The sequence below is a fragment of the Dactylosporangium sp. NPDC051484 genome, from assembly GCF_040689395.1.
Taxonomy (GTDB): domain Bacteria; phylum Actinomycetota; class Actinomycetes; order Mycobacteriales; family Micromonosporaceae; genus Dactylosporangium.
The window spans coordinates 50,254-75,026 of record NZ_JBFAZX010000033.1 but is presented as its reverse complement, the minus strand read 5'-3'; the positions used below and the strand labels follow the sequence as shown (position 1 = coordinate 75,026).

General features: G+C 71.4%; 14 protein-coding genes and 2 pseudogenes. 5 read left to right on the top strand and 11 right to left on the bottom strand.

From position 1 onward, the window contains the following. Positions 1-94: 94 nt before the first annotated feature. A complete protein-coding gene (locus AB0367_RS33410) occupies positions 95-991 on the top strand; it encodes a hypothetical protein (protein ID WP_366230482.1) in 897 nt (298 codons plus the stop codon). A 300-nt stretch (positions 992-1,291) separates the two neighbouring features. On the opposite strand, the pseudogene AB0367_RS33405 reads toward AB0367_RS33410, so the two are convergent. Further along, positions 1,292-1,435: pseudogene (locus AB0367_RS33405) on the bottom strand (MbtH family NRPS accessory protein); the annotation flags it as partial. A 13-nt stretch (positions 1,436-1,448) separates the two neighbouring features. Here AB0367_RS33405 and AB0367_RS33400 point away from each other — a divergent pair. Continuing rightward, a complete protein-coding gene (locus AB0367_RS33400) occupies positions 1,449-3,005 on the top strand; it encodes an RHS repeat-associated core domain-containing protein (protein WP_366230481.1) in 1,557 nt (518 codons plus the stop codon). Between the two features lie 564 nt (positions 3,006-3,569). Here AB0367_RS33400 and AB0367_RS33395 read toward each other — a convergent pair. Both AB0367_RS33395 and AB0367_RS33390 read right to left on the bottom strand, forming a co-directional pair. Further along, entirely contained in the window at positions 3,570-3,713 is a 144-nt protein-coding gene (locus AB0367_RS33395) for a hypothetical protein (protein WP_366230480.1), read from the bottom strand. Positions 3,714-3,766: 53 nt separating this feature from the next. Beyond that, on the bottom strand, positions 3,767-3,922 hold the full coding sequence (locus AB0367_RS33390; RefSeq protein WP_366230479.1) for a hypothetical protein: 156 nt from the start codon (positions 3,920-3,922) through the stop codon (positions 3,767-3,769). On the opposite strand from AB0367_RS33390, the gene AB0367_RS33385 reads away from it, so the two are divergent. Both AB0367_RS33385 and AB0367_RS33380 read left to right on the top strand, forming a co-directional pair. Continuing rightward, the gene (locus AB0367_RS33385; RefSeq protein WP_366230478.1) at positions 3,921-4,751 is read left to right on the top strand and encodes a hypothetical protein; all 831 of its coding nucleotides are present in this window, start codon (positions 3,921-3,923) and stop codon (positions 4,749-4,751) included. The genes AB0367_RS33390 and AB0367_RS33385 overlap by 2 nt on opposite strands. 13 nt (positions 4,752-4,764) lie before the next feature. Continuing rightward, the gene (locus AB0367_RS33380) at positions 4,765-5,424 is read left to right on the top strand and encodes a hypothetical protein (RefSeq protein WP_366230477.1); all 660 of its coding nucleotides are present in this window, start codon (positions 4,765-4,767) and stop codon (positions 5,422-5,424) included. 339 nt (positions 5,425-5,763) lie between these two features. Here the strand turns inward: AB0367_RS33380 and AB0367_RS33375 are convergent. The 8 genes and pseudogenes from AB0367_RS33375 to AB0367_RS33340 all read right to left on the bottom strand — a co-directional run. Beyond that, positions 5,764-5,907 (bottom strand): annotated as a pseudogene (locus AB0367_RS33375) (MbtH family NRPS accessory protein); the annotation flags it as partial. 10 nt (positions 5,908-5,917) lie between these two features. Then, positions 5,918-11,314, bottom strand: a complete 5,397-nt coding sequence (locus tag AB0367_RS33370) for an amino acid adenylation domain-containing protein (RefSeq protein WP_366230476.1) — start codon at positions 11,312-11,314, stop codon at positions 5,918-5,920. Continuing rightward, positions 11,311-17,424 (bottom strand): amino acid adenylation domain-containing protein, encoded by a 6,114-nt coding sequence (locus AB0367_RS33365; protein ID WP_366230475.1) that lies wholly within the window; start codon positions 17,422-17,424, stop codon positions 11,311-11,313. The genes AB0367_RS33370 and AB0367_RS33365 overlap by 4 nt, the downstream gene beginning before the upstream one ends. Further along, positions 17,421-18,602 carry a 2-oxo acid dehydrogenase subunit E2 gene (locus AB0367_RS33360; protein WP_366230474.1) on the bottom strand — a complete coding sequence of 394 codons (1,182 nt, stop codon included), beginning with the start codon at positions 18,600-18,602 and terminating at the stop codon, positions 17,421-17,423. The genes AB0367_RS33365 and AB0367_RS33360 overlap by 4 nt, the downstream gene beginning before the upstream one ends. Then, complete coding sequence (locus AB0367_RS33355) at positions 18,595-19,560, bottom strand: transketolase C-terminal domain-containing protein (RefSeq protein WP_366230473.1); 966 nt, start codon at positions 19,558-19,560, stop codon at positions 18,595-18,597. Before AB0367_RS33355 ends, AB0367_RS33360 begins: the two co-directional genes overlap by 8 nt. Continuing rightward, on the bottom strand, positions 19,557-20,477 hold the full coding sequence (locus AB0367_RS33350) for a thiamine pyrophosphate-dependent dehydrogenase E1 component subunit alpha (protein ID WP_366230472.1): 921 nt from the start codon (positions 20,475-20,477) through the stop codon (positions 19,557-19,559). Before AB0367_RS33350 ends, AB0367_RS33355 begins: the two co-directional genes overlap by 4 nt. Next, positions 20,458-21,909 carry a condensation domain-containing protein gene (locus AB0367_RS33345; protein ID WP_366230471.1) on the bottom strand — a complete coding sequence of 484 codons (1,452 nt, stop codon included), beginning with the start codon at positions 21,907-21,909 and terminating at the stop codon, positions 20,458-20,460. Before AB0367_RS33345 ends, AB0367_RS33350 begins: the two co-directional genes overlap by 20 nt. After that, positions 21,906-23,363 carry a class I adenylate-forming enzyme family protein gene (locus AB0367_RS33340; protein ID WP_366230470.1) on the bottom strand — a complete coding sequence of 486 codons (1,458 nt, stop codon included), beginning with the start codon at positions 23,361-23,363 and terminating at the stop codon, positions 21,906-21,908. Before AB0367_RS33340 ends, AB0367_RS33345 begins: the two co-directional genes overlap by 4 nt. Here AB0367_RS33340 and AB0367_RS33335 point away from each other — a divergent pair. After that, positions 23,269-24,765 (top strand): condensation domain-containing protein, encoded by a 1,497-nt coding sequence (locus AB0367_RS33335; RefSeq protein ID WP_366230469.1) that lies wholly within the window; start codon positions 23,269-23,271, stop codon positions 24,763-24,765. The two genes, AB0367_RS33340 and AB0367_RS33335, sit on opposite strands and share 95 nt — an antisense overlap. Positions 24,766-24,773: the final 8 nt, after the last annotated feature.

The following is a 24,773-nucleotide window of genomic DNA, read 5'->3' as shown; positions in this document are numbered from 1 at the left end:
CCGTTACGAGGCAACGGTCGGGATCGCCTCGATCATCATCTGGCTCCGCGCGAAACCCGACCGCCGTCAACCATGATCCATCAGACAGGCCCTAGTGAAAATCTTCCGCAGTGGTGCTCCCCGGCTGCTCGGCGTGCTCACGCTCCTGCTGTCCGGCGCGGCGGCGTGCGGGCAGGCGCCGCCGCAGCCGGGCGCGATGGGGTTCGTCTGGCTCGGTGACGATCACGTCTATTCCGTCGCGCAGCACCAGGCGAACGAGTCCGGGCAGCTGCTGCGGACCGACCGCAAGCTGCACACGGACAAGATGCGAGTGCCGCGCGGGTGCTGGATCGACCTGAACGTCGGCGCGATCGCCCGCGTCGACGACCACCGGTTCGCCATCGTGCTGTCATGCGGAACGCCCACGCTATTCGTATACGACACGGCGAGCCAGCAGTTCGAGAAGCGGTCCGGGGCGATCGCCGACCGCCCGCTGATCGCCTTCGAGCCGACGATGACGACAGGATTCCAGGCCGACGCGTGTACGGTGCAACGGCTACGGTGGGACGGTCACGACTACACCAGCGAGCCGGTAGACCTTGGGCCGGTCTGCGTGCACGGCAACGGTGTGAGCGCCTTGGTGCTGGTCACCGTCGACGGGCAGCAGCAACTGCTGCACACGGCGGTCTCCGCCAGCGACGGCGATCGGTCGCACTACAGGATCCTGGCCCATGACATGGAGAGCGGCCGAACCCGCGTGATCCGCGACGACCTCGTCGGCAGGAAGCGCCCGGTCTGGGCGGTCGCCTCGTCGGACGGCGGCACGCTGTTCGCGACCAGCACGGAAGGCATCTCGCGGATCGACATCCGGTCCGGCCGCGTGGAGCAGGTGCGCAGCGGCGCGTACTACCGCCTCAGCCTCTCCCCGGACGATCGGACACTTTTCGTGCAACGCTTCGACGGCGACAAGGCCGTGTATGAGTTCATCCCCGTCACCTCTGCTGGTAGTTGACGGCGCAGGCCCAGGCAGACCCTGACCGGTTCAGTGACCCCCTCGGCGGCGGAGTCGTTCGGTCGCGATGAAGTCGGTCAGGTTGTCCAGGTTGTCCAGTGCCTGCTGGGAGAAGTCGACCGCCACGTCGTACTCCATGTCGATGGCGTCGACCAGGCGGACGATCGCCAGCGATGACACGCCCATGGCGATGAACGAGCAGTCGGCGGTGGTGACGTCGCCCGGTGTGAGCCGGCCGTCGCTCACCCGTGAGGTGGCGCCGGCCAGCCAGGCGCGGATTCGGGTGCGGGCTGGAGTCTGATCGGTCCAGACCCGCTCGATGTGCTCGAGGCACTCGTCCCGGCTGCCGCTGTGGCCCTCGGCGACCCAGCCGGCCGGCAGGTCGTCGGCCACAGCCCAGACCGAGTATTGTTCGTCGGCGTTCATCACGACGCGGTAGTCCACGAGGTACTCCTCAGTGTCCGCGCTCGGAGGCCCCGCGCCGTACTGGCAGTCCTGGACGTTCGACAGCGCCGGCGACCGCAAGACCGAGACGGTGCACACTGCCGCTGCCACGACGACCACTAACTACAACTACCCGGTCGCCGGCGGCACCCGGCCGCACGCGGTCACCTCGACCACGGCCGGGTCAACCACCCTCAACTACCAGTACGACAACACCGGCAACACCACCTGCCGCCCGGCCAGCGGCGGCGCCAATACCTGCCCGGCCGGGACCGGCAGCCAGGCGCTGACCTGGGACGCCGAGGGCCACCTCGCCACCGCGACGGACAGCTCCGGCACGAGCAGGTACATCTACGCGGTCGACGGAACCCGCCTCGTCGCCGACGACCCGGCCGCCACCACCCTGTACCTTCCCAGCATGGAGCTCAAGCGGGCCAAGGCGACCGGCGCGGTCACCGCCACCCGCTACTACACCTGGGCCGGCCAGACCGTGGCCACGATGACCACCGGCGGCGCCGTCACCTGGCTCATCGCCGACCACCAAAACACGCAGAACATCGCCATCACCGCCGGCATCCAGACCGTCACCATCCGCCGGCAGAACCCCTACGGCACGCCGCGCGGCGGCACGCCCGCCTGGCCGAACAGCAAGGGCTTCGTCAGCGGTGACCGCGACGCCACCGGCCTGACCCACGTCGGCGCCCGCGAGTACGACCCCGGGACGGGCCGCTTCGTCTCCGTCGACCCGGTCTTCGCCCCGACGGACCCGTCGAGCATGAACGGCTACGCGTACTCCAGCAACTCACCCGTCACCCTGTCCGACCCGTCCGGGCGGCGACCGGACTGCACCGGCGACTGCCTCAAGAACTGGGCAGCGGTGCAACTGGAGGGAAGAACGCATGCGGCAGAGGTGAAAGCGCAGCAGGACAAGATTGACAACGACATCAAGGCACATTGCGACTCCGCATGCGCCAGGCGTCGCGCCGCCAAGGCCCGCATCGCAGACCGTAATCACTTCGTCGTGCCTTACCTCGAAGGGAATCCTTATCTCCAAGAGACGGTTGTCGCGACTGGTGGAGAACAACAGTTCGCCCTCGAGGACGTACCGCTGTCGGCGCCGTTCGGTAATCCTTATGTCGCAGAAGACTTTGAGACATCCGTGACGGTGTCCGAGACCACGGAGTGGTCAGACTCGTTGGCGAACGCGCGCTCGCTAACCGCGGAAGTCAGCGCCTCCTCTGGCATTGTTTCGGGCAGCTTCAGCGCGAGCGCCGAGGAGTCCTTCTCTTACACCTTCACCAAGTCGACAGGCACTGAGCGTACCCTTATCCGTACGTATCACACTGAACCGGGCCAGGAGATGATCGTCGTACCGAAGGTTGCGGTGAAATGGGAGCTGGTCAACTATTCCGGGAAAGACCCCTATGGGAACCCTGTATCTTATAACAAAATGCGTATGAACATGCAGTTCCTTGGCCCCGCTGTCGTGCCCGTCAAGCCGGGTGCGGTCCCGACCGGTGGAACGGGGCCGAGCGACCTCGCGGTCTCCGTCCTCAAACATCTCGGGTAGGCATTGTGCCGCGGTTCTTCGTGTCAACGGTGCTGGCGGGTCTTGTTGTGCTCGTCGGGCTGGCTGCTTGTGCCGGCCCGACGAGGCCCTCGACGCCGGCCACCGGATCAGCGTCGGCGACCCGATCAGCGTCGGCCACCGGATCGGCGCCGGCCACCCGATCAACGCCGAACTCGAGCAGCTTTCCCTACGGTGGTCGACAGATAGGTTCGTGGAGTTCGACGATGTACGGTGCCGCGCATGTCGAGGTCGCCGTCCCTGGAGGGAGGTCGATCAGAGTTCGAGGACGGTGTTCGGGCTCCGGCGAACTCGCGGTGCGCATACGCTTGAAGCTATTCGACGACGACGGTCGACTCGCCTGCGATGGAGGATGGCAATACATACCCACGGTGTTTGCCTCCGACTCGGAGGCCGTAGGTCCTGGGCCCTTCCCCATGGTCGTCGATAGGGTGGGCGCCATCACGTCGTGGGATGTGGAGGCGTATGAGATCGATCCTTCCGTGTCGCCGTCGTCGTGAGCCCAGGGGTGGCGGTGTAGGCCCACGCCGGCGTGAGCGGGCCCGCCTACATGTTGGACAGGGCGAGCGCGAAGACGCCCGCCGACGCGGCGAACAGTGCGCCGAGCGCTCCGCCCATGACCAGCAACGCCGGGCGGGTCCGCGGCCGCAGCATCACGTGCACCCCGGCCGCGCCGATCAGCGCCATCACCGCTGGCCCCTCAGACAGTGGCCACCCGATTAGCTGGGCGGACCCGGATCGGGTCAGCTACCCCCTCGGCGGCGGAGCCGCTCGGTCGCGATGAAGTCGGTCAGGTTGTCCAGGTTCTCCAGTGCTTGCTGGGTGAAGTCGACCGCCACGTCGTACTCCATGTCGATGGCATCGACCAGGCGGACGATCGCCAGCGATGACACGCCCATGGCGACGAACGAGCAGCCGGCCGTGGCGACGTCGCCCGGTGTGAGCCGGCCGTCGCTCACCCGCGAGGTGGCACCGGCCAGCCAGGCGCGGATTCGGGTGCGGGCCGGCGGCGGCGGGTACTGCATCGGCTCCCCGAAGAACCCGACGCACCACGGGCCGCAGGACGACAGTTTCGTCTACGATCCGAGCGTGCGGGAGACGTGGCATGACCGCTGGGCCCACCTCAAGTGGAACACCAAGGCCGGCGTGTGCGCGGCGGTCGGGCCGTTCGTAGGCAGTGACGGGCCACTGGGCTGCTCCGAGATCAGCGCCGCTTTCTACGATCACTACCTGCACGACAATGGCGAGGACGTGGACTACGACCTGAGCAAGGCGTACGCCGAGGATGAATCCATCCGCGACGACATCGACGCCGAGACCTACCGGGCGCAGCGGGCCGCGGAAGAGCTCTTCCAGACCTCGGGCACGTCGGCGTTCGAGATGACCGGCGACAACCACAACATCGGCTACAACCCGGCCACCGCGAGCTGGCAGAAGGCGCTCGGCTCGTACGACCTGTGGGGCAGCGCCAAGGTCACAGTGGACAACGGAGTGGCCACGATGACCTTCACGGCCCACGCCGAGGACCGCTACAACTTCAACCGTGGCGCCTCGGATATCGCGACCGGCACACCCGACGATGTGAACGGCCGGTTCGCTGCCCTCGGCTGGGCGCACGGCTTCAATACCCATGGCACGACCACCCGCACCGTCACCTGGACCGTGGGCAGCATGCCCACCACGACGAAGGCGTCGGTGCCGACCTACATCCGCACAACCTCGGAATAGGGGCGGAGTCGTCGTGGGCAACGCGATGCGACTGGCGGCGGGGCTCGTTCTCGCCGCCCTGGCCCTCACCGGCTGCGACCGGGGCGGCGGGTCCGCCCCGGCCGGGCCGCCGGTGGACCGCAGCAGCCAGGTCGCGCTGGACGCCGCCGTGTCGGAGGCGCTGCTCGCCGACCCGTCGGCGCACGACTGGGCGGCCGAGCCGCTCGGTGACCGCGGCGTGAACGTCGTCGGCCACCGGCTGCTGCAGGCCTGCGGCGCGAAGCTGGCCAGCGACGAGCGGATCGTGGCCGAGCAGACCGCCGGCTGGCAGGGCCCGGGCGGCCTGCCAGCGCTGGACCAAGTGGTGCTGGCCTACGACCGGCCGATCGCGGCGGACGCGATCCGGCAGGCCCGTGCCGCGCTGACCTGCCACACTTACGACTCGCCGTTCGGCGCAGGTTCGGTCGCGGTCGGCGCCCTGCTCGACCTCGGCCCGGCGGCCGGGGGCGGCGAGAACTTTGGCTTCTGCGAGGCCCCGGCGAATGGGCCCGGCAACGCCCGCTGCGTGACAATCCTCGGCGCCGGGCAGATCGCCTGCGCAGTCCGGGTGCTGGCCACGGACCAGGCAACGGCGGCCGACCGGCTGCGCGCCCTCATGCCCGCGCTGCTCTCCGCGTGCCACGGGGGTGCGTGACACGTACTCCAAGCGCGGCGCGTGAGAACGTCAAGGCCGAGGCATCGGTCACGCTGCTGGTCCACGCGATGAGGGGCGTGTTCGGCGGCGGAGTCGTTCGGTTGCGATGAAGTCGGTCAGGTTGTCCAGGTTTTCCAGTGCTTGCTGGGTGAAGTCGACCGCCACGTCGTACTCCATGTCGATGGCGTCGACCAGGCGGACGATCGCCAGCGATGACACGCCCATGGCGACGAACGAGCAGCCGGCGGTGGTGACGTCGCCCGGTGTGAGCCGGCCGTCGCTCACCCGTGAGGTGGCGCCGGCCAGCCAGGCGCGGATTCGGGTGCGGGCTGGAGTCTGATCGGTCCAGACCCGCTCGATGTGCTCGAGGCACTCGTCCCGGCTGCCGCTGTGGCCCTCGGCGACCCAGCCGGCCGGCAGGTCGTCGGCCACAGCCCAGACCGAGTATTGTTCGTCGGCGTTCATCACGACGCGGTAGTCCACGAGGTACTCCTCAGTCTGGGAGACGGGCGGCGGCCCGCGCCGCCGCGTCCAGGGCGTGTTGGATGTCGGTGGCCGGCGTGTCCAGCGCGGCCAGGCCGACCAGGTCGTCGGCGAGGGCGTCGGGCACCTCGTCGTCGAAGCGGCGCAGCACGCGCAGCCCGACCGCGGCGATGGCGGCGATGGCTATCGCGAACACGACGAACATGAGGCCGAGCCCGCGCTGCGGGCCTGTGCCGAGCACCCGGCCGATGCTGCCGGCCAGCGGACCGCCGTCGCGCAGCAGCGGCCGGAACAGTTCGGCGCCGAAGGGTGCGATGATGCCAAACCCGATCGGCATCGTCGACCACGCGATCATCGTGTTCAGGGAGAACACGCGCCCGTGCAGCCGCTGCGGCACCTTGACCTGGATGATCGTGGTGTACACGCCGTTGAGCAGCGTCAGGGCCAGCGCGAGGCCGAGCGCGCCGGCGCCGATCAGGACCAGGTTCTCTCGCAGGCCGGTGACGAGCGCGCACGAGGCCAGGCCGAGCGTCGCGACGAGGACGCCGAGCATCCGCCGGTGCCGCGGGCCGCCCCAGGCGGCCATCACCAAGCCGCCTGCGAACACGCCGAGCGCGGACATGAACGACACCTGGCCGACCTGACGCAGGGTGCCGAACGACAGGACCAGCGGCGAGATCATCAGGAAGATCGCGGATAACGGCAGGTTCAGGACGGCGAACCAGAGCAGCATGCGACGGAAGTTTCGGTTGCCCCAGACGTACCGGAAGCCGCCCACAATCTCCGCGCGCAGCGTCTCGTGGCGGCGCCACGGCATGGTAGCGGGGAACCGCACCGCCAGAATGATGATCACCGCGATGACGTAGCTCGCCACGTCGAGCGTGAGGATGCCGCGCAGCCCGATCGCGGCGAGCAGCCCGGCGCCCAGCAGCGGGGCGATCAGCTGGGCCAGGCCGGCCCCGAGTTGACCGATGCCGGCCGCGTGGCCGAGCAGTCGCTTCGGCACCAGCTGGGGGATCGCGGAGGTGTATGCGATGCGCTGGAACGACAGCGCGACCGACAGGGCGACCGTGGCCGGATAGAGGGCGGTCACGCTCAGATGCCCGGTCCAGAGCAGCGCGGCGAGCACCGCCTGGACCCCGCCGGCGGCCAGGTCGCCGGCGAGCACGATGCGGCGCCGGTCGTAGCGGTCGACGAGCGCCCCGGCGATCGGCAACGTGATCAGACCCGGCACCAGGCCGAGCACCGCGAACAACGCGAACTGCTTGACCGACCCGGTGGTCATGTAGATCCAGACCGGGATCGCGAACTCGGTGAGCGCGGACCCGAACATCGATGCCAACTGGCCGGCGGAGACGGCCGCGAACCGGCGCAGACTCGGCTGCGGGCCGGTGGTGACCTGACGGCCGTGCGACACGGCGTGCCGGAACCAGGTGCGATCCGGCTCGTCGGCGGGCGCCTCCGGTTCGAACATGGGCGTGTCGATGATCTCGGCGATCTCGGCGGCCCGGTACTTCAGGAAGAAGTGGCCGGCCTCTCGCAGCACCACGACGGCGCTGTGATCGGACAGGAAATGCCACTCGCGGAACCGTTCCTCGTAAAACTCGGTGGCCGGGTCGCGAGTGCCGACGATGGTGACGAACGAGGCGCGCAGACGCTCGGGACGGGTCGCGTACATCTCGGTGTAGTACCGCTCGGCATCGACGGAGTCGCGGCGCATGTTGCGAACGATCCGGCGCGCCTCCGCCGGGTCGAGGTCGCCGATGTCGGAGCCGATCGAGGTCAGCCAGTTCTGGTAGATCCGGTCGCCGCGCAGACCCTCCATCTGCGCGAGCCTGGACAGCGTCCGGGCCAGGCGACCGCGCGGTTCGGCGAACGGGAACATCGCGCCGATGTAGACGGTGCGCACGTCGCGGCCGGCCGCTTCGAGCCGCCTGGCCAGCGCGACGGCGAGCGCCGACCCGACGCCGCAGTGGCCGTACAGGCTGATCGGTCCGGCGACCTTCTCGATGATCTCGGCGACGCAGCGGTCGATGAGTGCGTCGAAGTCGAGCCGGTCCTCGATGACGCCGACGTCGTGGCCGGGTATGGCGAGCGACCACAACTCGTAGCGTTCCGGCAGCGCGTCGGCCAGCGGCTGGTACACCACGGCGCTGCCGCCGCCGAACGGCACACACACCAGCGAGATGTCGGCCCGTGGCCGCTTCGGCGTGAGCCGGTGGATCAGCGCCCGTGGACCGTCGGCCGGCCGGTCGATCAGGTCGGCGAGTTCCCGCACCGTCGGGTTCTGGAACACGTCGATGACACCGACCGTCGCCCCGAGCTTGCGCAGCCGCGCCACCACTTGCATCGCCAGCAGCGAGTGGCCGCCGAGGTCGAAGAAGTCGTCGTCGGCGCCGACCGACGGCAGATCGAGCACGGCCGTCCAGACCTCGGCGACGAGTCTTTCGGTCGCGGTGGCCGGCGTGGCGCCACCGCTCGCCGCGCGGACCGGAGCCGGCAGCGCGCGCCGGTCCAGCTTGCCGTTCGCCGAAAGCGGCAGCACCTCCAGCTCGACGAACGCGGCCGGGACCATGTAGTCGGGCAGCAGACGCTTCAGTGCGGCGCGATCCGGTGCGGCGCCGACCACGTACGCGACGAGCCGCTGGTCGCCGGGCCGGTCCTCGCGAACGATGACGGCGGCGTCGCGTACGCCCGCCTGCTCGCGCAGCACCGCCTCGATCTCGCCCAGTTCGATGCGCAGGCCGCGCAGCTTGACCTGGCCGTCGATGCGGCCGAGGAACTCAAGCGTGCCGTCCGGCCGCCAGCGGGCCAGGTCGCCGGTGCGGTACAACCGAGCGCCGGGCCGGCCACCCGGGTCGGGAACGAAGCGTTCGGCGGTCAGCCTGGGGCGGCCCAGGTAACCCTCGGCCACCTGGACGCCGCCGATGTGCAGTTCGCCGGGCACACCGACGGGCTGCGGCCGGAGCCGGTCGTCGAGCACGTGCAGCGTGGTGTTGGCGACCGGGGCGCCGATCGGTACCCGGTGGGCGTCACTGAGCGCTTCAGCGGTGACGGCCCAGGCGCTGACATCGATGGCGGCCTCGGTCGGGCCGTACAGGTTGTGCAGCTCGGCGGGTAGCTCCGCCAGGCAGCGGCGGGCAAGGTCGGCCGGCAGCTCCTCACCGGAGCAGACGATGGCGCGCAGTGTCGCGCCGCCGAGCGTTGTCTCCTCCGCCAGGAAGGCGGCAAGCATCGACGGCACGAAGTGGACGATGGTGACGCCTTCGCGGTCGATCAGAGCCCGCAGGTACGACGCGTCCTTGTGACCGCCGGGGCTCGCCAGCACCAGGCGCGCGCCGATGATCAGCGGCCAGAAGAACTCCCAGACCGACACGTCGAAACCGGCCGGGGTCTTCTGCAGGACCACGTCGTCGGAGGTGAGCCGGAATCGTTCCTGCATCCAGGTGAGCCGGTTGATAACGCCGCGATGGCCGTTGGGCACGCCCTTGGGCCGTCCGGTCGAGCCGGAGGTGTAGATGACGTAGGCGGTGTCGGCGGCGGTCGCGGTGCTGGGCTGCGGATCAACCGCGTCGAGCCGGTCGCCCGCGACGGGCTCGCTCCGCGCCAGAGCGTCGAGCTGGATCACCGGACAGGTGGCGAACGCGTCGTCGAGCTCGGCCGGCGGGTCGAGTACCAGAACGGCACGCAGGCCGGCGTCGGCCGCCATGAACGCCAGCCGCTCGACCGGGTACTCCGGGTCGAGCGGTACGTACGCGGCTCCGGTGCGCAGCACGCCGAGCAGCGCGCCGGGCAGTTGGAGCGAACGAGGCGCGCACACGCCGATCCGCGTACCCGGTCCGGCGGCCACTGACCGCAGCGCGGCGGCCACCTGCTCGGCGTACCGGTCCAGCTCGGCGTAGCTCCACGTGGTGCCCTCGAACGTCACGGCTGGAGCGCCCGGCGTAGCGGCGACCTGCGCGGCGAACAGGCCGGGCAGGGTGGCATCGGCGTCGAACGGGGCCGCCGTCGCGTTCCAGGCGGCCTGAGCCTCGCGTTCGTCGTCGTCACGCAGGTCGAGCGAGGCCACCGGCGACAGCGGGTCGGCGACGGCCGCACGCAGGAGCACGGTCAGGTGACTGACCAGCCGCCGCACGGTTGCCGCGTCGAACAGCGCGGTGTTGTAGATGAATTGGCACCACAGCCCGCCGTCGGCGGTATCGCTGACATACAGCTCGAGGTCGAACCGGGTCGCCCACGCCGTGATCTCGTACCCGTCGAGACCGTCACCGCGGCTCGCGGGTCCGTCGGTCCGGCCGTAGTTCTGCACCGCGAGCAGCGCCTGGAACAAGGGTGACCGGGACACGTCGCGTGGCAGGTTGAGGTCGGCGACGATGCGCTCGAAGGGCGTGTCGGCGTGGGCGTACCCGGTGAGCGCGGTCTCCCGTACCCGCAGCAGCAGGTCGGTGAACGTCGGGTCGCCGCTCAGGTCGATACGCATGACCAGCGTGTTGACGAAGCAACCGATGACGTTCTCGAGTTCTGCGACGCCGCGGCCGGCGACCGGGGAGCCGATCGTGAGGTCGGTCTGGTGCGCGTGCCGGCCGAGCAGATGGGCGTACGCGGCCAGCATCGTCATGTACAGCGAGGCGCCGTGATTGTCGGCCAGCGCCCGGACGCCGGCCGCGAGGTCGGCGTCGATCTCGAAATCGACGCTGCCGCCGTCGTAGGTCAGCTCGGCCGGGCGCGGCCGGTCGGTCGGCAGCGCCAGCGGCTCGACTCCGGCCAGGTGCCGTGCCCAGTGGGCGACGTCGGCCGCCGGCTGCTCGCGCTGCCAGGCCGCGTAATCGCCGTACTGGACGGGAAGCTGGGGCAGGTCGCTGCCGTCGTACGCGGTCATCAGCTCGTTCAGCAGCAGCGGCACGGACCAGCCGTCGATGGCGATGTGGTGCACGGTCATGGCCAGGATCGCGTTGTCCGGGTCGAGCCGGATCAGCGCGGCGCGCAACGGCTGTTCGGCAGCGAGGTCGAAACCGCGGGCGTGTAACGCCTCGACCGCGGTTCGGGCGGCGTCGTCGTCGGCGGCATCGACGACCTCCAGGTCGACGGCCGGTTCCTGGTCGATGACCAGCGTCGGTATCCCATCGTCACGTGCCGGGAACCGGGTTCTCAGCGCCTCATGGCGGGCGACGACGCGGCGGAGCGCCTCGGCCAGCCGGTCGGCGTCGATCGCGCGCCGGATACGCCTTGCCACTGGCACGAGGTAAGCGCGGTTCCCGGGCGTGTACTGCTCCATGAACCAGAGCCGCTCCTGCGCGTACGACAGCGGCGGCACCGTGCCGGCCGGACGGGTGGGAATGGTCCGGTTCGCCGTGCGGCGGCGCAGTCGTTGGGCCAGCAGCGCCTGGCGGGCGTCGTCGACGGTCATCGGGTCTCCGCTTCCAGCAGGCTGGCCACCTCGTCGTCGCTGAGTTCGGCCAGATCGGCGAGCAGCCGCTGCTCGACCGCGGCGGCCAGGTCGGCCAGCCGGCGATGCGTGAAGAGCAGGCGGATGGGCAGGTCGAGATCGGTCATGGCGCGCAGCCGGGCGGCCACGCGAACGGCGAGCAGGGAGTGACCGCCGAGTGCGAAGAAGTCGTCGTCCACTCCGACGCGTTCGAGGCCGAGGACCTCGGCCCAGACGTCGGCGATCAGCTGCTCGGCATCGGTGCGCGGCGGCTCGGACGGACCTGATGGTCCGGGCCGGCCGGCGACGGGCGGTGGCAGGGCACGTCGGTCGATCTTGCCGGTGGGCGTGCGGGGGAGCGAGTCGAGCGCGATCCAACGGTCCGGCACCATGTGGCCGGGGAGTTGGGCCGCGAGCCGGGCGCGCAGCGCGTCAGCCGGCGCGGAGCCGGTCACGTACGCGACCAGGGCTCCGTCGTGTGCGACCACCGCCGCCCCGGTCACGCCCGGGCACGCGAGTAGGTGGTTCTCCACCTCGGCCGGCTCGATCCGGAACCCGCGTACCTTCAGCTGATCGTCGAACCGGCCGGCGAAGCCGAGGCGGCCGTCCGCCCGCAGCCGCACGCGGTCGCCGGTCCGGTAGAAGCGCGCGCCGCGCCACGTGACGAACCGGTCCCGGGTGAGGTCGTCCCGGCCGAGGTAGCCGCGGGCGAGGCCGGCGCCGCCGAGCAGCAGTTCACCGTATGCGCCGGGTGGCACCGGGCGCAGGCCGGCGTCGACCACCGCGACGCGCACACCGGGCAGCGGCACGCCGATCGCGGGCGGGCCGTCCGCGTCGTGCGGGCCGAGGTCGGTCGAGGTCGCGATGATCGTGGCTTCGGTGGGGCCGTACGTGTTCACCAGCCGTACGGTGTCGCCGAACCGGGTTCGCCAGCGGCCCACGGCTGCCGCGTGCACCGCCTCGCCGCCGAGGATGACCAGCCGTAGCCGGGGCGGCCAGGCGACCGCGTCGATCTGGGCGACCAGGTCGTGCCAGTACGCGGTGGGCAGGTCGAGGACGGTGATGTCGGCTCCGGCCGGACTGGCGAGCACGTCGGTCAGGCTGAGCGGGCCGTCCGGGAGCAGCCGCACCGTGGCTCCGGCGCCGAGCGCGGGCCAGATCTCCTCCGCGTGCGTGTCGAACGCGAGCGGCGCCAACTGCACGACCGTGTCGCCCGGGCCGAGCTGGTAGTCGCGGCGCATCCAGTCGACCCGGGCGGCGAGCGCTTCGTGATCGACGACGACGGCCTTCGGGGCGCCGGTGGATCCGGACGTGTAGAGCACGTACGCGGCGCCGTGCGATGTCGCGTGGTCCACCGGAGCGCCCTCCGGCGTCGCTTCCGGCGGCGCGAGCACTCGCAGGCCGTCAGGCCATGGTGCGTCCCCGACGGCCAGCACGGGTCCGCTGCCGGCGATGAGCCTTGCGATCCGCTCGGCCGGCTGTTCCGGATCGATCGTCAGGTACGCGCCACCGGCGCGCCAGATCGCCAGCAGCGCGACGATGGTGTCGATGTCCCGGTGCGCGGCGACGGCGACGACCGGATCGCGAGGCGCATCGGCCGCCGGCAGGCCGCTCGCCCGGACCCCGGATGCGCGCAGCGCGGTAGCCAGCAGGTCGGCTCGGCGGTTGAGTTCGGCGTACGTCAGCGACTCGGCGCCGCAGCGCACCGCGACCGTGTCCGGCGCCGCGAGGCGGGGCAGCCCGGTCACCAGTGGCCGCGTCGACGCGCCGGTCGCCGGTGCGGCCAGCGAGTCGACCAGCGCCTCGTCGTCGGCGCTCAGCAGCGGCAGCGCGCCCACCACGGTGGTTGGATCGGTGGCGATCGCGGCGCACAACACCTCGAACCGGCGCGCCCAGCGCTCGACCGTCGTCGCGTCGAGCAGATCGGTGTCGTAGCCGAAGACGAGCGTCAGACCGTCGGCGGCCCGCCACGCCTCCAGCATCAGGTCGAACTTGGCCTGGCGGTAGCCGGAGTCGAAGAACGACGAGTGCAGGTCGGCGAACCGCTCGACCGGGGTGCCCTCGTCCTGGGTGTGCAGGATGCACATGGTCTGGAACATCGGCGGCGTCGAGGAGTCCCGGCCCGCATCCGCGACGAGTTGTTCGAACGGCGCCTCGGCATGGGTCAGCGCGTCCAGCACGCACTCGCGGGCCCGGCCGAGCAGATCGGTGAACGGCTCGGCCGCGTCGACCTGGTTGCGCAACACGACGGTCCGGGCGAAGTAGCCGACGGCCCGCTCGATCTCGACCCGGTCCCGGGCCGCCAGGGTCGAGCCGACCAGGACATCGGATTGGCCGGTGTGCCGGGCGAGCAGCACCTGGTAGGCCGCGAGCAGCACGGCGAAGAGGCTTGTCCGGGTGCGGCCGGCCAGGTCCTCGAGGCGGGCGGTGACGTCGGCCGGCAGGTGGGCGCCGAGAAACGCGCCGCGGTGCGTGGGCTCTGCCGGACGGGGCCGATCGGTCGGTAGCTCGAGAACGGTCGGATCTGCCAGCCGTTCCCGCCAGTACGCGAGATCGGCCGCCGGGTCGCCGTTCGCCGCCGGGACGGGTGGCAGCGGCGCCAGCGGCTGCTCGGCGTAGAGCGCGGCAAGGTCCTCACGCAGCACGTTGAGCGACCAGCCGTCACCGGCGATGTGGTGCATGACCAGGCAGAAGACGTGATCGTCCGGGCCGATCCGGATCAGCGAGGCCCGCACCGGTACACCACTGCGAAGGTCGAACGGCGCGTTCGTCCGGCGCGCGACGGCGGCTCGGGCCGCCGCTTCGGATTCCAGGACGAGCTCCTCGAACGCCACGGTGGCGGGTCCAACCTCGACGGTCGGGTCGCCCCGGACCTCCGGGTAGGCGCAACGCAGCGCGATGTGCCGGGCGGCCAGCGCGTTCAGGGCTCGCCGCAGCGCGCCGCGATCCAGCCGGCCGCGCAGGCGCAGCACCAGGAACATGTTGTACGAAGCGTCGCGCGGGTCCAGCCGCTGCAAGAACCACAGGCGGCGCTGGGCGTCGGACAGCGCAGGCGCGCCGTCCAGTGACGCGTCGCCATCGACGTCGCCGGCGACCGGGATCCGCGAAGCCAGCGCCTCGACCGTCGGATGATCGAACAGATCGCGGACGGTCAAGCCGGGCAGCCGCACCGCGACCTTGACGGCCAGCAGCGAGTGGCCCCCCAGAGCGAAGAAGTCGTCGTGCACACCCACCTCGGTGGCGCCGAACACTTCGGCGAACACGGCGGCGACGCGCGTTTCAGCCGCGGTGCGCGGCGGCACGTACGCGGCGGCGGTGTACGGTCGCGGGTCGGGCAGGGCGGCCCGGTCCACCTTGCCGTTCGGGGTGAGCGGCAGCGCGTCGAGCACCGTGACCGTGGCCGGCACGGCGTAGGCCGGAAGCTTGGCGCGGGCCGCGTCGCGGATCGCGGCGGGGTCGACGCCGGCGCCGGGGCGGGCTGTGACGTATGCGGCGAGGGCATCATCGCGGACCGCGGCAACCGCGGCGGCGACACCCGGGCAGCCGGCGAGCACGGTCTCGACCTCGCCCAGTTCGATCCGGTGGCCGCGCACCTTGACCTGCGTGTCGAGCCGGCCGAGGAATTCCAGCGTGCCGTCCGCCCGCTGGCGGGCGCGATCGCCGGTGCGGTACATCCGGGCTCCTGCCGGACCCCACGGGTCGGGCACGAAGCGGTCGGCGGTCAGCCGCGGCCGGCGTAGGTAGCCCAGAGCGACGCCGGCACCGGCGATGACGAGTTCGCCGGGCACCCCGGCGGGGACCGCTCGCATCCGGTCGTCAACGACGTAAACACGTGTGCCTGGGATCGGGCCGCCGATCGCGATCGCCGCCGGGCTCTCGGGCACCGGCCAGTACGTCGACCAGATCGTCGTCTCGGTCGGGCCGTACACATTGGTCAGCCGGCCGACCTTGCCGCGCAGTTCCGCGGCGAGCGTCGCCGGCAACGCCTCGCCGCCGACCAGCGCGGCAGGCACGTCATGGTCGAAGCCGGCGGCCAGCAGCATCCGCCAGCCGGACGGGGTGGCCTGCACATCGGTGACGCCGTTCGCGGCGATGAGTGCCCGCAACGCCGCGCCGTCGCTGGTCTGCGCGTCATCGGCGATGACGACCCGGCCGCCACGGCTGAGCGGCAGGTACAGCTCAAGTCCGGAGATGTCGAACGACAGCGAGGTGAGCGCGAGCCACGCGCGGCCCGCCTGCGGTCCGGTGATGTCGGCCATCGCGGCGACGAAGGCGGCGAGCGCGCCGTGCGGCACGACCACGCCTTTGGGGCGTCCGGTAGACCCCGAGGTGTACAGCACATAGGCCGCGTCGTCGGGGCCGATCGCGGTGATCGGCGCCGCCTCGTCCACGGGTTCTTCGTCAGCGGTGTCAGCGGTGTCAGCGGCGTCGATCAGGAGCGACGCCGGGCCGAACCGCTCGGCGAACGAGGACTCGGTGAGCACCGTGCTGATGCCCGCGTCGGCGATGACGAACGCGAGCCGGTCGGCCGGGTACGCCGGGTCGAGTGGCAGGTAGGCGGCGCCGGCCCGCCAGACCGCCAGCAGCGCGACCACCATCGCCGGGGACCGGGACAGCCCGACGCCGATCAGCGGTCCGCGTCCGCGCAGGCGGGCGGCCAGCCGGTCGACCTCGGCGTCGAGGTCGCGGTAGGTGAGCTCGGCACCGTCGCCGGTGATCGCGACCGTGTCCGGCGTGGACCGGGCCTGTGCTTGGAACATCTCGGCGACCAGGGGAGTGATCTGTCCCGCGCCGGTGTCGTTCCATCCGGTCAGTGCCTCGCGCCGTTCGTCGTCGTCGAGCCAGCGCAGGTCACCGATCGCGGTGTCGGGCCGCTGGGCCGCGTCGTCGAGCAGGATGAGCAGGCGGCGGATCAGGCGCTGTGCGGTGCCGGGGTCGAACAGGTCGCGATCGACCGTGAGCACGCCGACCGCGGCCGCTGGGCCTTGGATGACGTCGAGGGACACGTCGGTGCGGGCGAAGTCGAACGGATGGTCCAGCAGCTCGACGTCGAGGTCGCCGAGGTGCGGCCGGTCCTGCTCCTGGCGCAGGTACATGATCATGGCTTGGAACAGCGGGGTGCGGCTGCGGTCGCGGGGTGCGCCGAGCGCCGATACCACGCGTTCGAACGGGGCGGCGTGGCTCAGCGCGCCGAGCACGCCGCGGCGGACGGCCCGCAGCAGCGCGCGGAACGTCAGATCGCCCGATAGGTCCGTCCGCAGCACCAGGGTCTCGGAGAAGCAGCCGACGCGGTCGTCGAGATCCGGGTCGTCGCGGCCGAGCACCGGAGTGCCGAGGCAGATGTCGTTCTGGCCGCTCATCCGGCCGAGCAACAGCGAGAACGCCGCGACGAGCGCGGTGTACACGGTGGTGCGCTCGGCTCGGGCCACGGTCTCCAGACGGCGCAGCAGGTCGACGGGGATGTCGAAGACGACGGAGCTGCCATGGCCGCGGCGCACCGGAGGCCGGGGCCGGTCGGTCGCCAGATCCAGCACCGGGGCGCCAGCCAGCCGTTCGGTCCAGTATCCGAGGTCCGGCGCGTCGTCAACCGGCACCGGCGGCAGTTCTGGCAGCTGCGGCAGCACAGCCGGGGCGCCGGTGGCGTACGCGTGGTACAGCGCGTCGAGATCGCGGCGCAGCACCTGCAGCGACCAGCCGTCGGCCGCGATGTGGTGGGCGGCGAGCGCGAGCACGTGCTCGTCCGGTCCGACGTCGATCAGCAGGGAGCGAAGCATCGGGCCGGCGGTGAGGTCGAACGGCCGCGTGACGAACGCGGCGACCAGGTCGCGGGCGTCGTCAAGGCCGGTCGCGACGGCGGTCTCCAGCCGGACGCCGTCAGGTGCCGGCGCCAGCACGGGCGTGCCGTCGAAGAGCTCGACCCGGGTTCGCAGTGTCTCGTGCCGGCTGGTCAACGCGTCCAGCGCGCGTCGCATCGCCGCCCGGTCCAGGCGTCCGCGCAGGTGCATGACGAGCGGCAGGTGGTACGACGCGTCGGCTGGATCCAGTTGGTGCAGGAACCACAGCCGCTCCTGGGCGGCTCGCAGCGTGCTCATCGCGGCTCCTCGTGCGGCGGATGCTGCAACGTCCGCACCAGCGTTTCGTTGAGTGCGCGGTGCAGCGCGGCCAGGAATTGGGCGGCCTCGCGGCCGTTGATGACGCGGTGGTCGTAGGCCAGACCGACCTGTGTCACGGTCCGGGTCGCCGGTTGGCCGTTGTCGTCGAGGTACAGCTCGGGACGCGGGGCGGTGACCGCGACCGCGCACGTCTGGCCCGGGTACACGATCGGTATGGCCAGGCTCACGTGGGCGTCCTGGTGGAGCGTCAACGTGATGTTCGCGCCGTCGAGGTCGCCCTGACGGAACGTGCCGCCGGCCGCCGTCACCCGGTACCTGGTGAGCGTCCGGGCGATCTCGGCGATCGTCGCGGTATCGGCGTTTCGTACCACCGGAAGGTAGAGGCCCTCGCCGAGGTCGACGGTGACGCTGACATGCGCGGCGTCGCAGAGGTGCACGGTCTTGCCGTCGTCGTCGAGCCGGGCGAAGCACATCGGCTGGTCGGCGTGCACCGACCCGATCGCGGCGACGAAGAGTTCGGCGAGGCCGACCGGCCGCCGTACCGCGCGTGCCAGTCGAGGCGCCTCGTCGAGCGCGGCGCCGACGTCCATCGTCATCGCGGTGTAGGCGGCCGGGATGGTGGCGCTCGAGCGCGCCACCGTGCGCGCGACCGCACGCTGGTTGCGAGACAGGCTGATGGAGTGTTCGTCCGCCGCGGACGCCATCGCTTCGGGCGGCGATGTGGCGGCGGGCGGCGATGTGGCGGCGGGCGCGGCGACGAGGCCGGCCAGGGCGTCGATGTCGGCCCGGCGGATGATCGGGCGGCCGAGCGCGACAACGCGCTCGTCGGTGACGCCGAGTTCGGCCATGCGGGCGCGAGCCGGTGCGGTGATCGTCGGGCCGGAGGCGTCGGCCGGTCGCGAGGCCGGGACCTCGGCCGGGACGGCGGGATCGTCGACGAGTGCGATGACCTGTCCGGGGGTGATCTCGTCGCCGGTCGCGGCGCGGTGGCGCAGTACGCCGCTCGTCGCGGCGGTCAGCTCTTCGACCGCCTTCGACGTCTCCACCTCGGCGACCGGGGCGCCGGCCGCCACCGCCAGGCCGTCCGGGGCGAGCCAGGCAAGCAGCAGGTAGCTGTCGTCGTTGTTGTTGAGCTTGGGCACCGCGATCTCAGCCACGGACGGTCCTCACCAGCGCGTCGTAGATGGTCACGGCGCTCACGAGCACTTGACGCTCCAGATGCGGCGCGGTGGGGATGACGGTGTCGGCCGCGTGGACGAGCGTCACGGGCGCGGCCAGGTCCGCGAAGTGGCGCGCATGCACGTGATGCGCGACCTCGGCGCCCCATGTGCCTCCGGCGGTGCCGTCTTCAGCCACCACCACATGCGCGACCGGCGGCAGGTCGAGGTGGACCGGGTACAGCCGGGACGGCACCACCAGAAGGCCGGCGATCTCCTGTTCGATCAGCAGCATGCGCAGCGCGGCCATGGCGCGCTCGGCCATGCCACCGGGCGCGATGAGGATCAGCTCCGGCCGTTCTCCGGTCCCGACGTACGCCACGCCCCCACGCACCTCGACCGTGAACGGGTCGATCACGGTGTGCATCCGACGGGTGTAGAGGATCTTGTCCTCGACGAACACGCACGGCTGCGCGAGCGCCAGCATCTCGGCGAACACCTCGGCCGCGTCGCGGAACGGCGACATCTCGAACACGGCGAGGCTGGGTACACCGATGAGGTGCTTGGTCAGACTCTGGCTGTGCGTCGGTCCGTAGCCGCGGCCGCCGCCGCTGGGGCAGCGCACGATCAGGCGCATCGGCAGCCGCGTGCCGTACATGGTGACGGACTTGGCGGCGAAGTTGACCAGCGGGTCGAAGCCGAGCGCCAGGAAGTCGGCGAACATGTACTCGACGATCGCGGTGTCGCCGGCCAGGGCCAGACCGGCCGCGATGCCGGTCACGGCCGACTCGCTGATCGGGGTGGACAGTACCCGGTCCGGGAATCGGGTGGAGAGCCCACGCGCGACCTTGAACGCGCCGCCGTACGGGTCGAGGAGGTCCTCGCCGATGAGGTACGCCCGCTCGTCGCCCGCGAGGACCGTGTGCAGCGCGGCGTTGATGTTCTCGGCGACCCTCATCGGTCGGTCCACTCGGCAGGCGGGCGGGCCGACAGTTCGGCGACGACGCGGGCGACGCGTTCCCGCTGCGCGCGGTCGAGATCCGGCGCGGCGGCGGCCACCGCCGGATACCAGTCGGCCAGTGCCGCGACATGCTCGGCGGGACGAGTGTCGTCGCCCTTGCTGTGCGGGCCGAGACGCGGAGCGCGGAATTCCGCGATCAACGGTTCCCCGTCGCGCACCCGAGCGACGAGCGGCGCCAGCTTCGTCCGGATTTCGGCCGGGTCGGTCGCGTTGATGAGCGTATGGGCCAGACCGAACGCGGCGGCGCGTCCGGCGATGGTGCCGGCCATGGCGTGTTCGGTCGGCGTCGACTGGGCGATGCCGTTGTGCTCGACCACGACCAGCAGCGGCAGGCGCCACAGCGCGGCGATGTTGAGCGCCTCGTACACGGCGCCCTCGCCCCAGGTGCCGTCGCCGATGTACGCGCATGCCAGCGCACCCGGCTGGTGGCGGCGCAGGTGTAGCGCGAGCCCGGTCGCGATCGGCAGGCTCTCGCCCTGTACCCCGGTCGAGAGGTATCCTCGCCGATGAATGTGCTGGCTTCCGCCGACGCCGTGGCAGATGGCGCCCACCCGGCCCATGATCTCGGCCAGCAGTCCCTCGGGATCGTCGAACCGCGCGAGGTAGTGGCCGTGACCGCGGTGGTTGCTCAGCACGTGGTCGTCCGGTTCGAGCAGGCCGCTCACGGCCACGGGCACGTACTCCTGGCCGAGGCAGGTGTGCGTGGTTCCGGACAGTTCGCCGCGCGCGAAAAGGTCGAGCAACGCCGTCTCGAAATGCCGGATGAGCAGCATCGTCGCCCGGTCGGCGGCGAGCCGGTCGGGCGCGTCGACGGACGCCGGCCGGTCGGGCGCGTCAGCGGGCGCCGGCGGCATCTAAGACCCCATTGACCGTCGGGTAGTCGAAGAACGTGTCGATGTCGACGTCGATGCCGAGCGTCTTGCGCATCCGCGCGATGATCTGCGTCGCGGTCAGCGAGTCGCCGCCCAGGTCGAACAGGTCGTCATCGGGGCCGATGGCGTGGTTGCCGAGCACGTCGCGCCAGATGGCCAGGACCGGCTCGACGAGTTCACCGCCGTGTGCCGAGGCCGGCGCGGAGGCTCGCGCCTCGACCGCGACGGGCGGTGCGGATGTGGTCGAGGCGGACAAGTCGCGCAGTCGAGTCTCCGGGGCGATCGCGACCCGTGTGAGCATCCCGCACAAGTCCTCGGCGAACCGTGCGGCGACCGGCGCCGCCGCGGCTGAGTAGCGTAGCCTCGCGGTGACCGTCGTACCGTCGTCGACTGCCTGAAGTTGCAGGTCGCCGCGCACGCTGCCGGCGAAGGCCAGCCAGTCGACGTCCGCCGGGACGCCGTCGAATCGTGGCGCGGCACCGACCCGGCGGTAGCTGACGGAGACGGGCGCCACCGCGGCGTGCGGCCGCAGCCGGCGCACCGCACGGGCCAGCGGAACCGACCGGTGCGGGTACATCTCGCGGAGCGCGGCTCGCAACTCGGCGGCGAACCGCGCGAACGAGGAGTCCGGATCGGGCTGCGAGTCGACAGGAAGTTCGGTCGCGTACGGGCCGATGGTGCCGACCGAACCGGGCTCCCGGGTGGACAGGTCGACGCCGGTCGTGACGCGCGGGTTGCCGTACCCGCGAAGCAGCGCGTGGATCGCGGCCAGCAGCGTCTCGAACCGGGTCAGCCCGGGCAGGTCAGGTACGGCCGGCTCGAACGCGCGCACCTGCCCGGCCCCGTGATCGCGCCCGGTGAGAACGTGGTCGCCGACGACCACGGGCAGCGGCTCGGCCCACCGGCCGGACCAGAACTCAGCCGCCGCGGTCCGGCTGCCGGCCAGCCGTGCCGCGTCGGCGGCAAGCTCCTCCGCGGCGGTGCGGGGCAACGCAGCCGGGATCTCACCCGCGTAGAAGGCGGCCAGGTCGCGCAGCAGCACCTCCTTGGAGTATCCGTCGAAGATCAGATGGTGCGCCGTGATGATCAGCGTCCGGCCGAACAGCGCGAACCGGACCAGCGGCCCCTCGGCGAGGTCGAACGGTCGCGCGATCTCCTCGTCGACGGACTCGTCCGGCCAGGCCACGCGCAGCCTGGCGGCGGAGACCTCCGTGAGGTACGTGACGCCGTCGCGGTCCACGATCGCGCGGGACAGCAGCGCATGCCGTTCAACCACGGCCGCGCAGGACTTGGCCAGGAGCCCGGCGTCCGGATCGTGGGCGAACGTGACGACCAGCGGCATGTGATAAGCGGTGGGGGCGGCGCTGGACACGGCGACCCACATGCCGTGCTGAACCGCGGATGCCTGGATCATGTCAGGCTCCTTCGCAGGGATCGTTTGTCGACCTTGCCGCCGCGGTTGCGCGGTAGCTTGTCCATGAGGTGGACGCGGGACGGGATCTCGTGTGGCGCGAGGTGGCCGGCGAGGAACGCCCGCAGTGCCTGCGGGGTCAGCGCCGCGTCGCCGCTGACCACGATCACGGCGGCCAGTTCGACGCCGAGCACCTCGTGCGGCAGCCCGACGACGGCGGCGTCGGCTACCGCCGGATGCTCGTGGATGGCCGCCTCGACCTGCAGCGTCGACACCCGGTGGGCGCCGGTCTTGACCAGATCGCCGTCCCGTTCGACGAGGTACAGGTAGCCGTCGGCGTCCACGTAGCCGACGTCGCCCATCCGGACCCAGCCGTCCTGGAACGCGGCGGCGCTGGTCGCCACGTCGCCGAAGTACGTGCGAGTCGGGGCCGGCGAGCGCATCCAGACGGCGCCGATCTCGCCGGGCGCGCAGGGTCGCCCGTCGTCGTCGAGGACGCGTACGCCACCGCCGGCTATCGGCCGGCCCACGCTGTCCGGGCGCTGCGGGTCGTACGTCATGACGGTCTGCGCCGGGGCGGCCTCGGTCGAGGTGTAGTAGTTGACGACCGTCGCGTTCGGGAACGCGGCCACGAGGCGGGCGGCGACCGGCGCCGGCAGCGGCGCGGCGGCCGACCCGAGCAGCCGCACGCTGCTCAGGTCATGGCCCTCGGCCACGGTGAGCAGTTCCATGGCCATCGCCGGGACCACGAACACCGTGCCGGCGGACCAGCGTGCGATGGCGCGCGCGAAGCGCAACGGTGTGAACTGCGGCAACGTCACCACTGCGGGGTGGGCGAGCAGCGCGTTCATCAGCATGATCTGGGCCGCGTTCGTGCCGATCGCGAACGCGTGCAACAGGTGGCGCGAGTGACGGAACGGCCGGTGCCGGGCGCCCGAGGAGTACGTGACGTTGGCGTGGCTGGCGGCGACACCCTTGGGCCGTGCCGTCGTGCCGGACGTGTACAGAATCTGGGCCAGACCGTGTGGTGTGGACCCGTCCTCGCCGGATCGCGAGCCGGCGCCGTCGTCGACGGCGTGGGTCCATCCGCCCGGCCAGTCGGGCGCGCCGCCCGCGTGCACCAGCCCGGCGGCACCGCAATCGGCGAGCATGTACGCCAGTTCGGTGGGCGCCGCGTCGTCGGAGATCGGCACGGCGACCGCGCCCAGGCGTTGCACCGCCACGTACGCGACCGCGTAGTCGAGCCATTCGGCGGAACCGAACCGCAGGCCGACGCGATCGCCTGGCGCGACCCCGCGCTGCTTCAGCCGTTCGGCGAGGTCGGCGGCACGCCGCTGCCAATCGCCGAACGTCAAAGAGCCGATGCCGTCAACGACCAGGGCCTCGCGGTCCGGCTCCGAGGCGGATCGGTCGGCGAGGAGACGTGGAACCGTTGTCGGAGCCGCGTGCACAGCCACGGCAACAGGGTTGCATGATCAGAGTCGTCCTGCAATATTCCACTCAAGAGACCTTAGAAAGTGGACAGGAACGCGAATGAACTCGACTCGACGCGGACCGCTGACATGCGCGCAACGTGAGTGGTTCATGGACGTCGGCATCGACGCGGACTCGCCGTGGTCATATGCCACGAACTTCACCAGCGTGGTCCACGGCGCCGGCGCACCGGTGGGTGTCGTGCTGGCGGCGATCGGTGACCTGCTCGATCGCCACGAGGGGCTGCGGACTCTCCTGCCCGCGACCGGCCCCGGCCAGCGTGAGCAGCACGTTCTCCCGACGGCGGAGCGGCTCGGCGAAGTGGTGCGGGTCGCGCCGGCCGGCCCGGAAACGGACCAGGCGATCGCAGCGGCCACGGCCACGGCGTTCCGGCTCGGGGAGCAGCAGCCGGTGCTCTTCGTCCTGGAGGTCGCCGCCGGCGCCGTGCAGCGGATCGGCATCGTCGTCGACCACTGCGCGGTCGACGGATGGGGCATGCGGGTGCTCCGCACCGACTTCCTGCAAGCCTTGCGTCGTCGCGCGAGCGGACATCCGGCGTTCGACGGCCAGCCCGCGCCGGAGCAGCCCCTGGAAACGGCCGAGTGGGAGATGTCCGAACCGGGCCGGGCCTACGCCGAGCGGGCCGAGGCCTACTGGCGGCGCCAGCTGGACGCGCTGCGCGACGGGCTGTCCGGCTGGCGCCCGACCAGCGGGACAGCACCGGCGGACCCGGTGCTGCAGTCCCGGTGGCTCGCCTCGGCGCACGCCGCCCGAGCCGCACAGGCCGTCGCCACCCGCACCGGCATGCCGGTATCGGCGGTCTACCTGACCGCGTTCGGCTCGGTGATCAGCCTGGTCGAGGGTTCGCCGTGCGCCGGCATCCGTTCGCTCGCCGCGAACCGGCTGTCGGCGGGCACGCAGGCATCGGTCCGCAAGGCGGTCATGCCGGTGCCCGTCCTCGTGCCGGGGACCGGTGACCTCGCCGCGCGACTGACAGCCACGGCCAGCAACCAGCTGCATGGCCACCGGTTCGCCAACGTCGACCCGGCGCGGGCCGCGGCGATCAGCGCCGAAGTCCTGGGCGAACTGGCTGATACTGGCGCGGCCGCGGCCCGGTTCAATTACATCGACGCGTCCATCGTGGGCAGCGCGGCGAACAGCCGCTCACTCGGCGCCGAGGCCATTCCCTTCACTGATCCAGCCGTGCAGGACCGGATTACCGAGCAGCCCGACCGGCCCGGCGGGTCGCGGTACATCCTGTCAGTCCAGCACCGGCCGGCCGCGGCGCTGATGACGATCGCCTGTCACGGCGACACGGCGTGGGCGCCGGCGGCAGGCGACATGCTCCGGCACGTCGAGGACGTGCTGGTCCGCGCGTCCGAGTAGGTCCGCCC

Coding starts and splice junctions, on each gene's coding strand:
- AB0367_RS33355 (WP_366230473.1), bottom strand. CDS start 19,560: ATGAGGGTCGCCGAGAACATCAACGCCGCGCTGCACACGGTCCTCGCG.
- AB0367_RS33350 (WP_366230472.1), bottom strand. CDS start 20,477: ATGCCGCCGGCGCCCGCTGACGCGCCCGACCGGCCGGCGTCCGTCGAC.
- AB0367_RS33345 (WP_366230471.1), bottom strand. CDS start 21,909: ATGATCCAGGCATCCGCGGTTCAGCACGGCATGTGGGTCGCCGTGTCC.
- AB0367_RS33370 (WP_366230476.1), bottom strand. CDS start 11,314: ATGACCGTCGACGACGCCCGCCAGGCGCTGCTGGCCCAACGACTGCGC.
- AB0367_RS33385 (WP_366230478.1), top strand. CDS start 3,921: ATGGCGACGAACGAGCAGCCGGCCGTGGCGACGTCGCCCGGTGTGAGC.
- AB0367_RS33390 (WP_366230479.1), bottom strand. CDS start 3,922: ATGGGCGTGTCATCGCTGGCGATCGTCCGCCTGGTCGATGCCATCGAC.
- AB0367_RS33335 (WP_366230469.1), top strand. CDS start 23,269: ATGCCGTCAACGACCAGGGCCTCGCGGTCCGGCTCCGAGGCGGATCGG.
- AB0367_RS33365 (WP_366230475.1), bottom strand. CDS start 17,424: ATGAGCACGCTGCGAGCCGCCCAGGAGCGGCTGTGGTTCCTGCACCAA.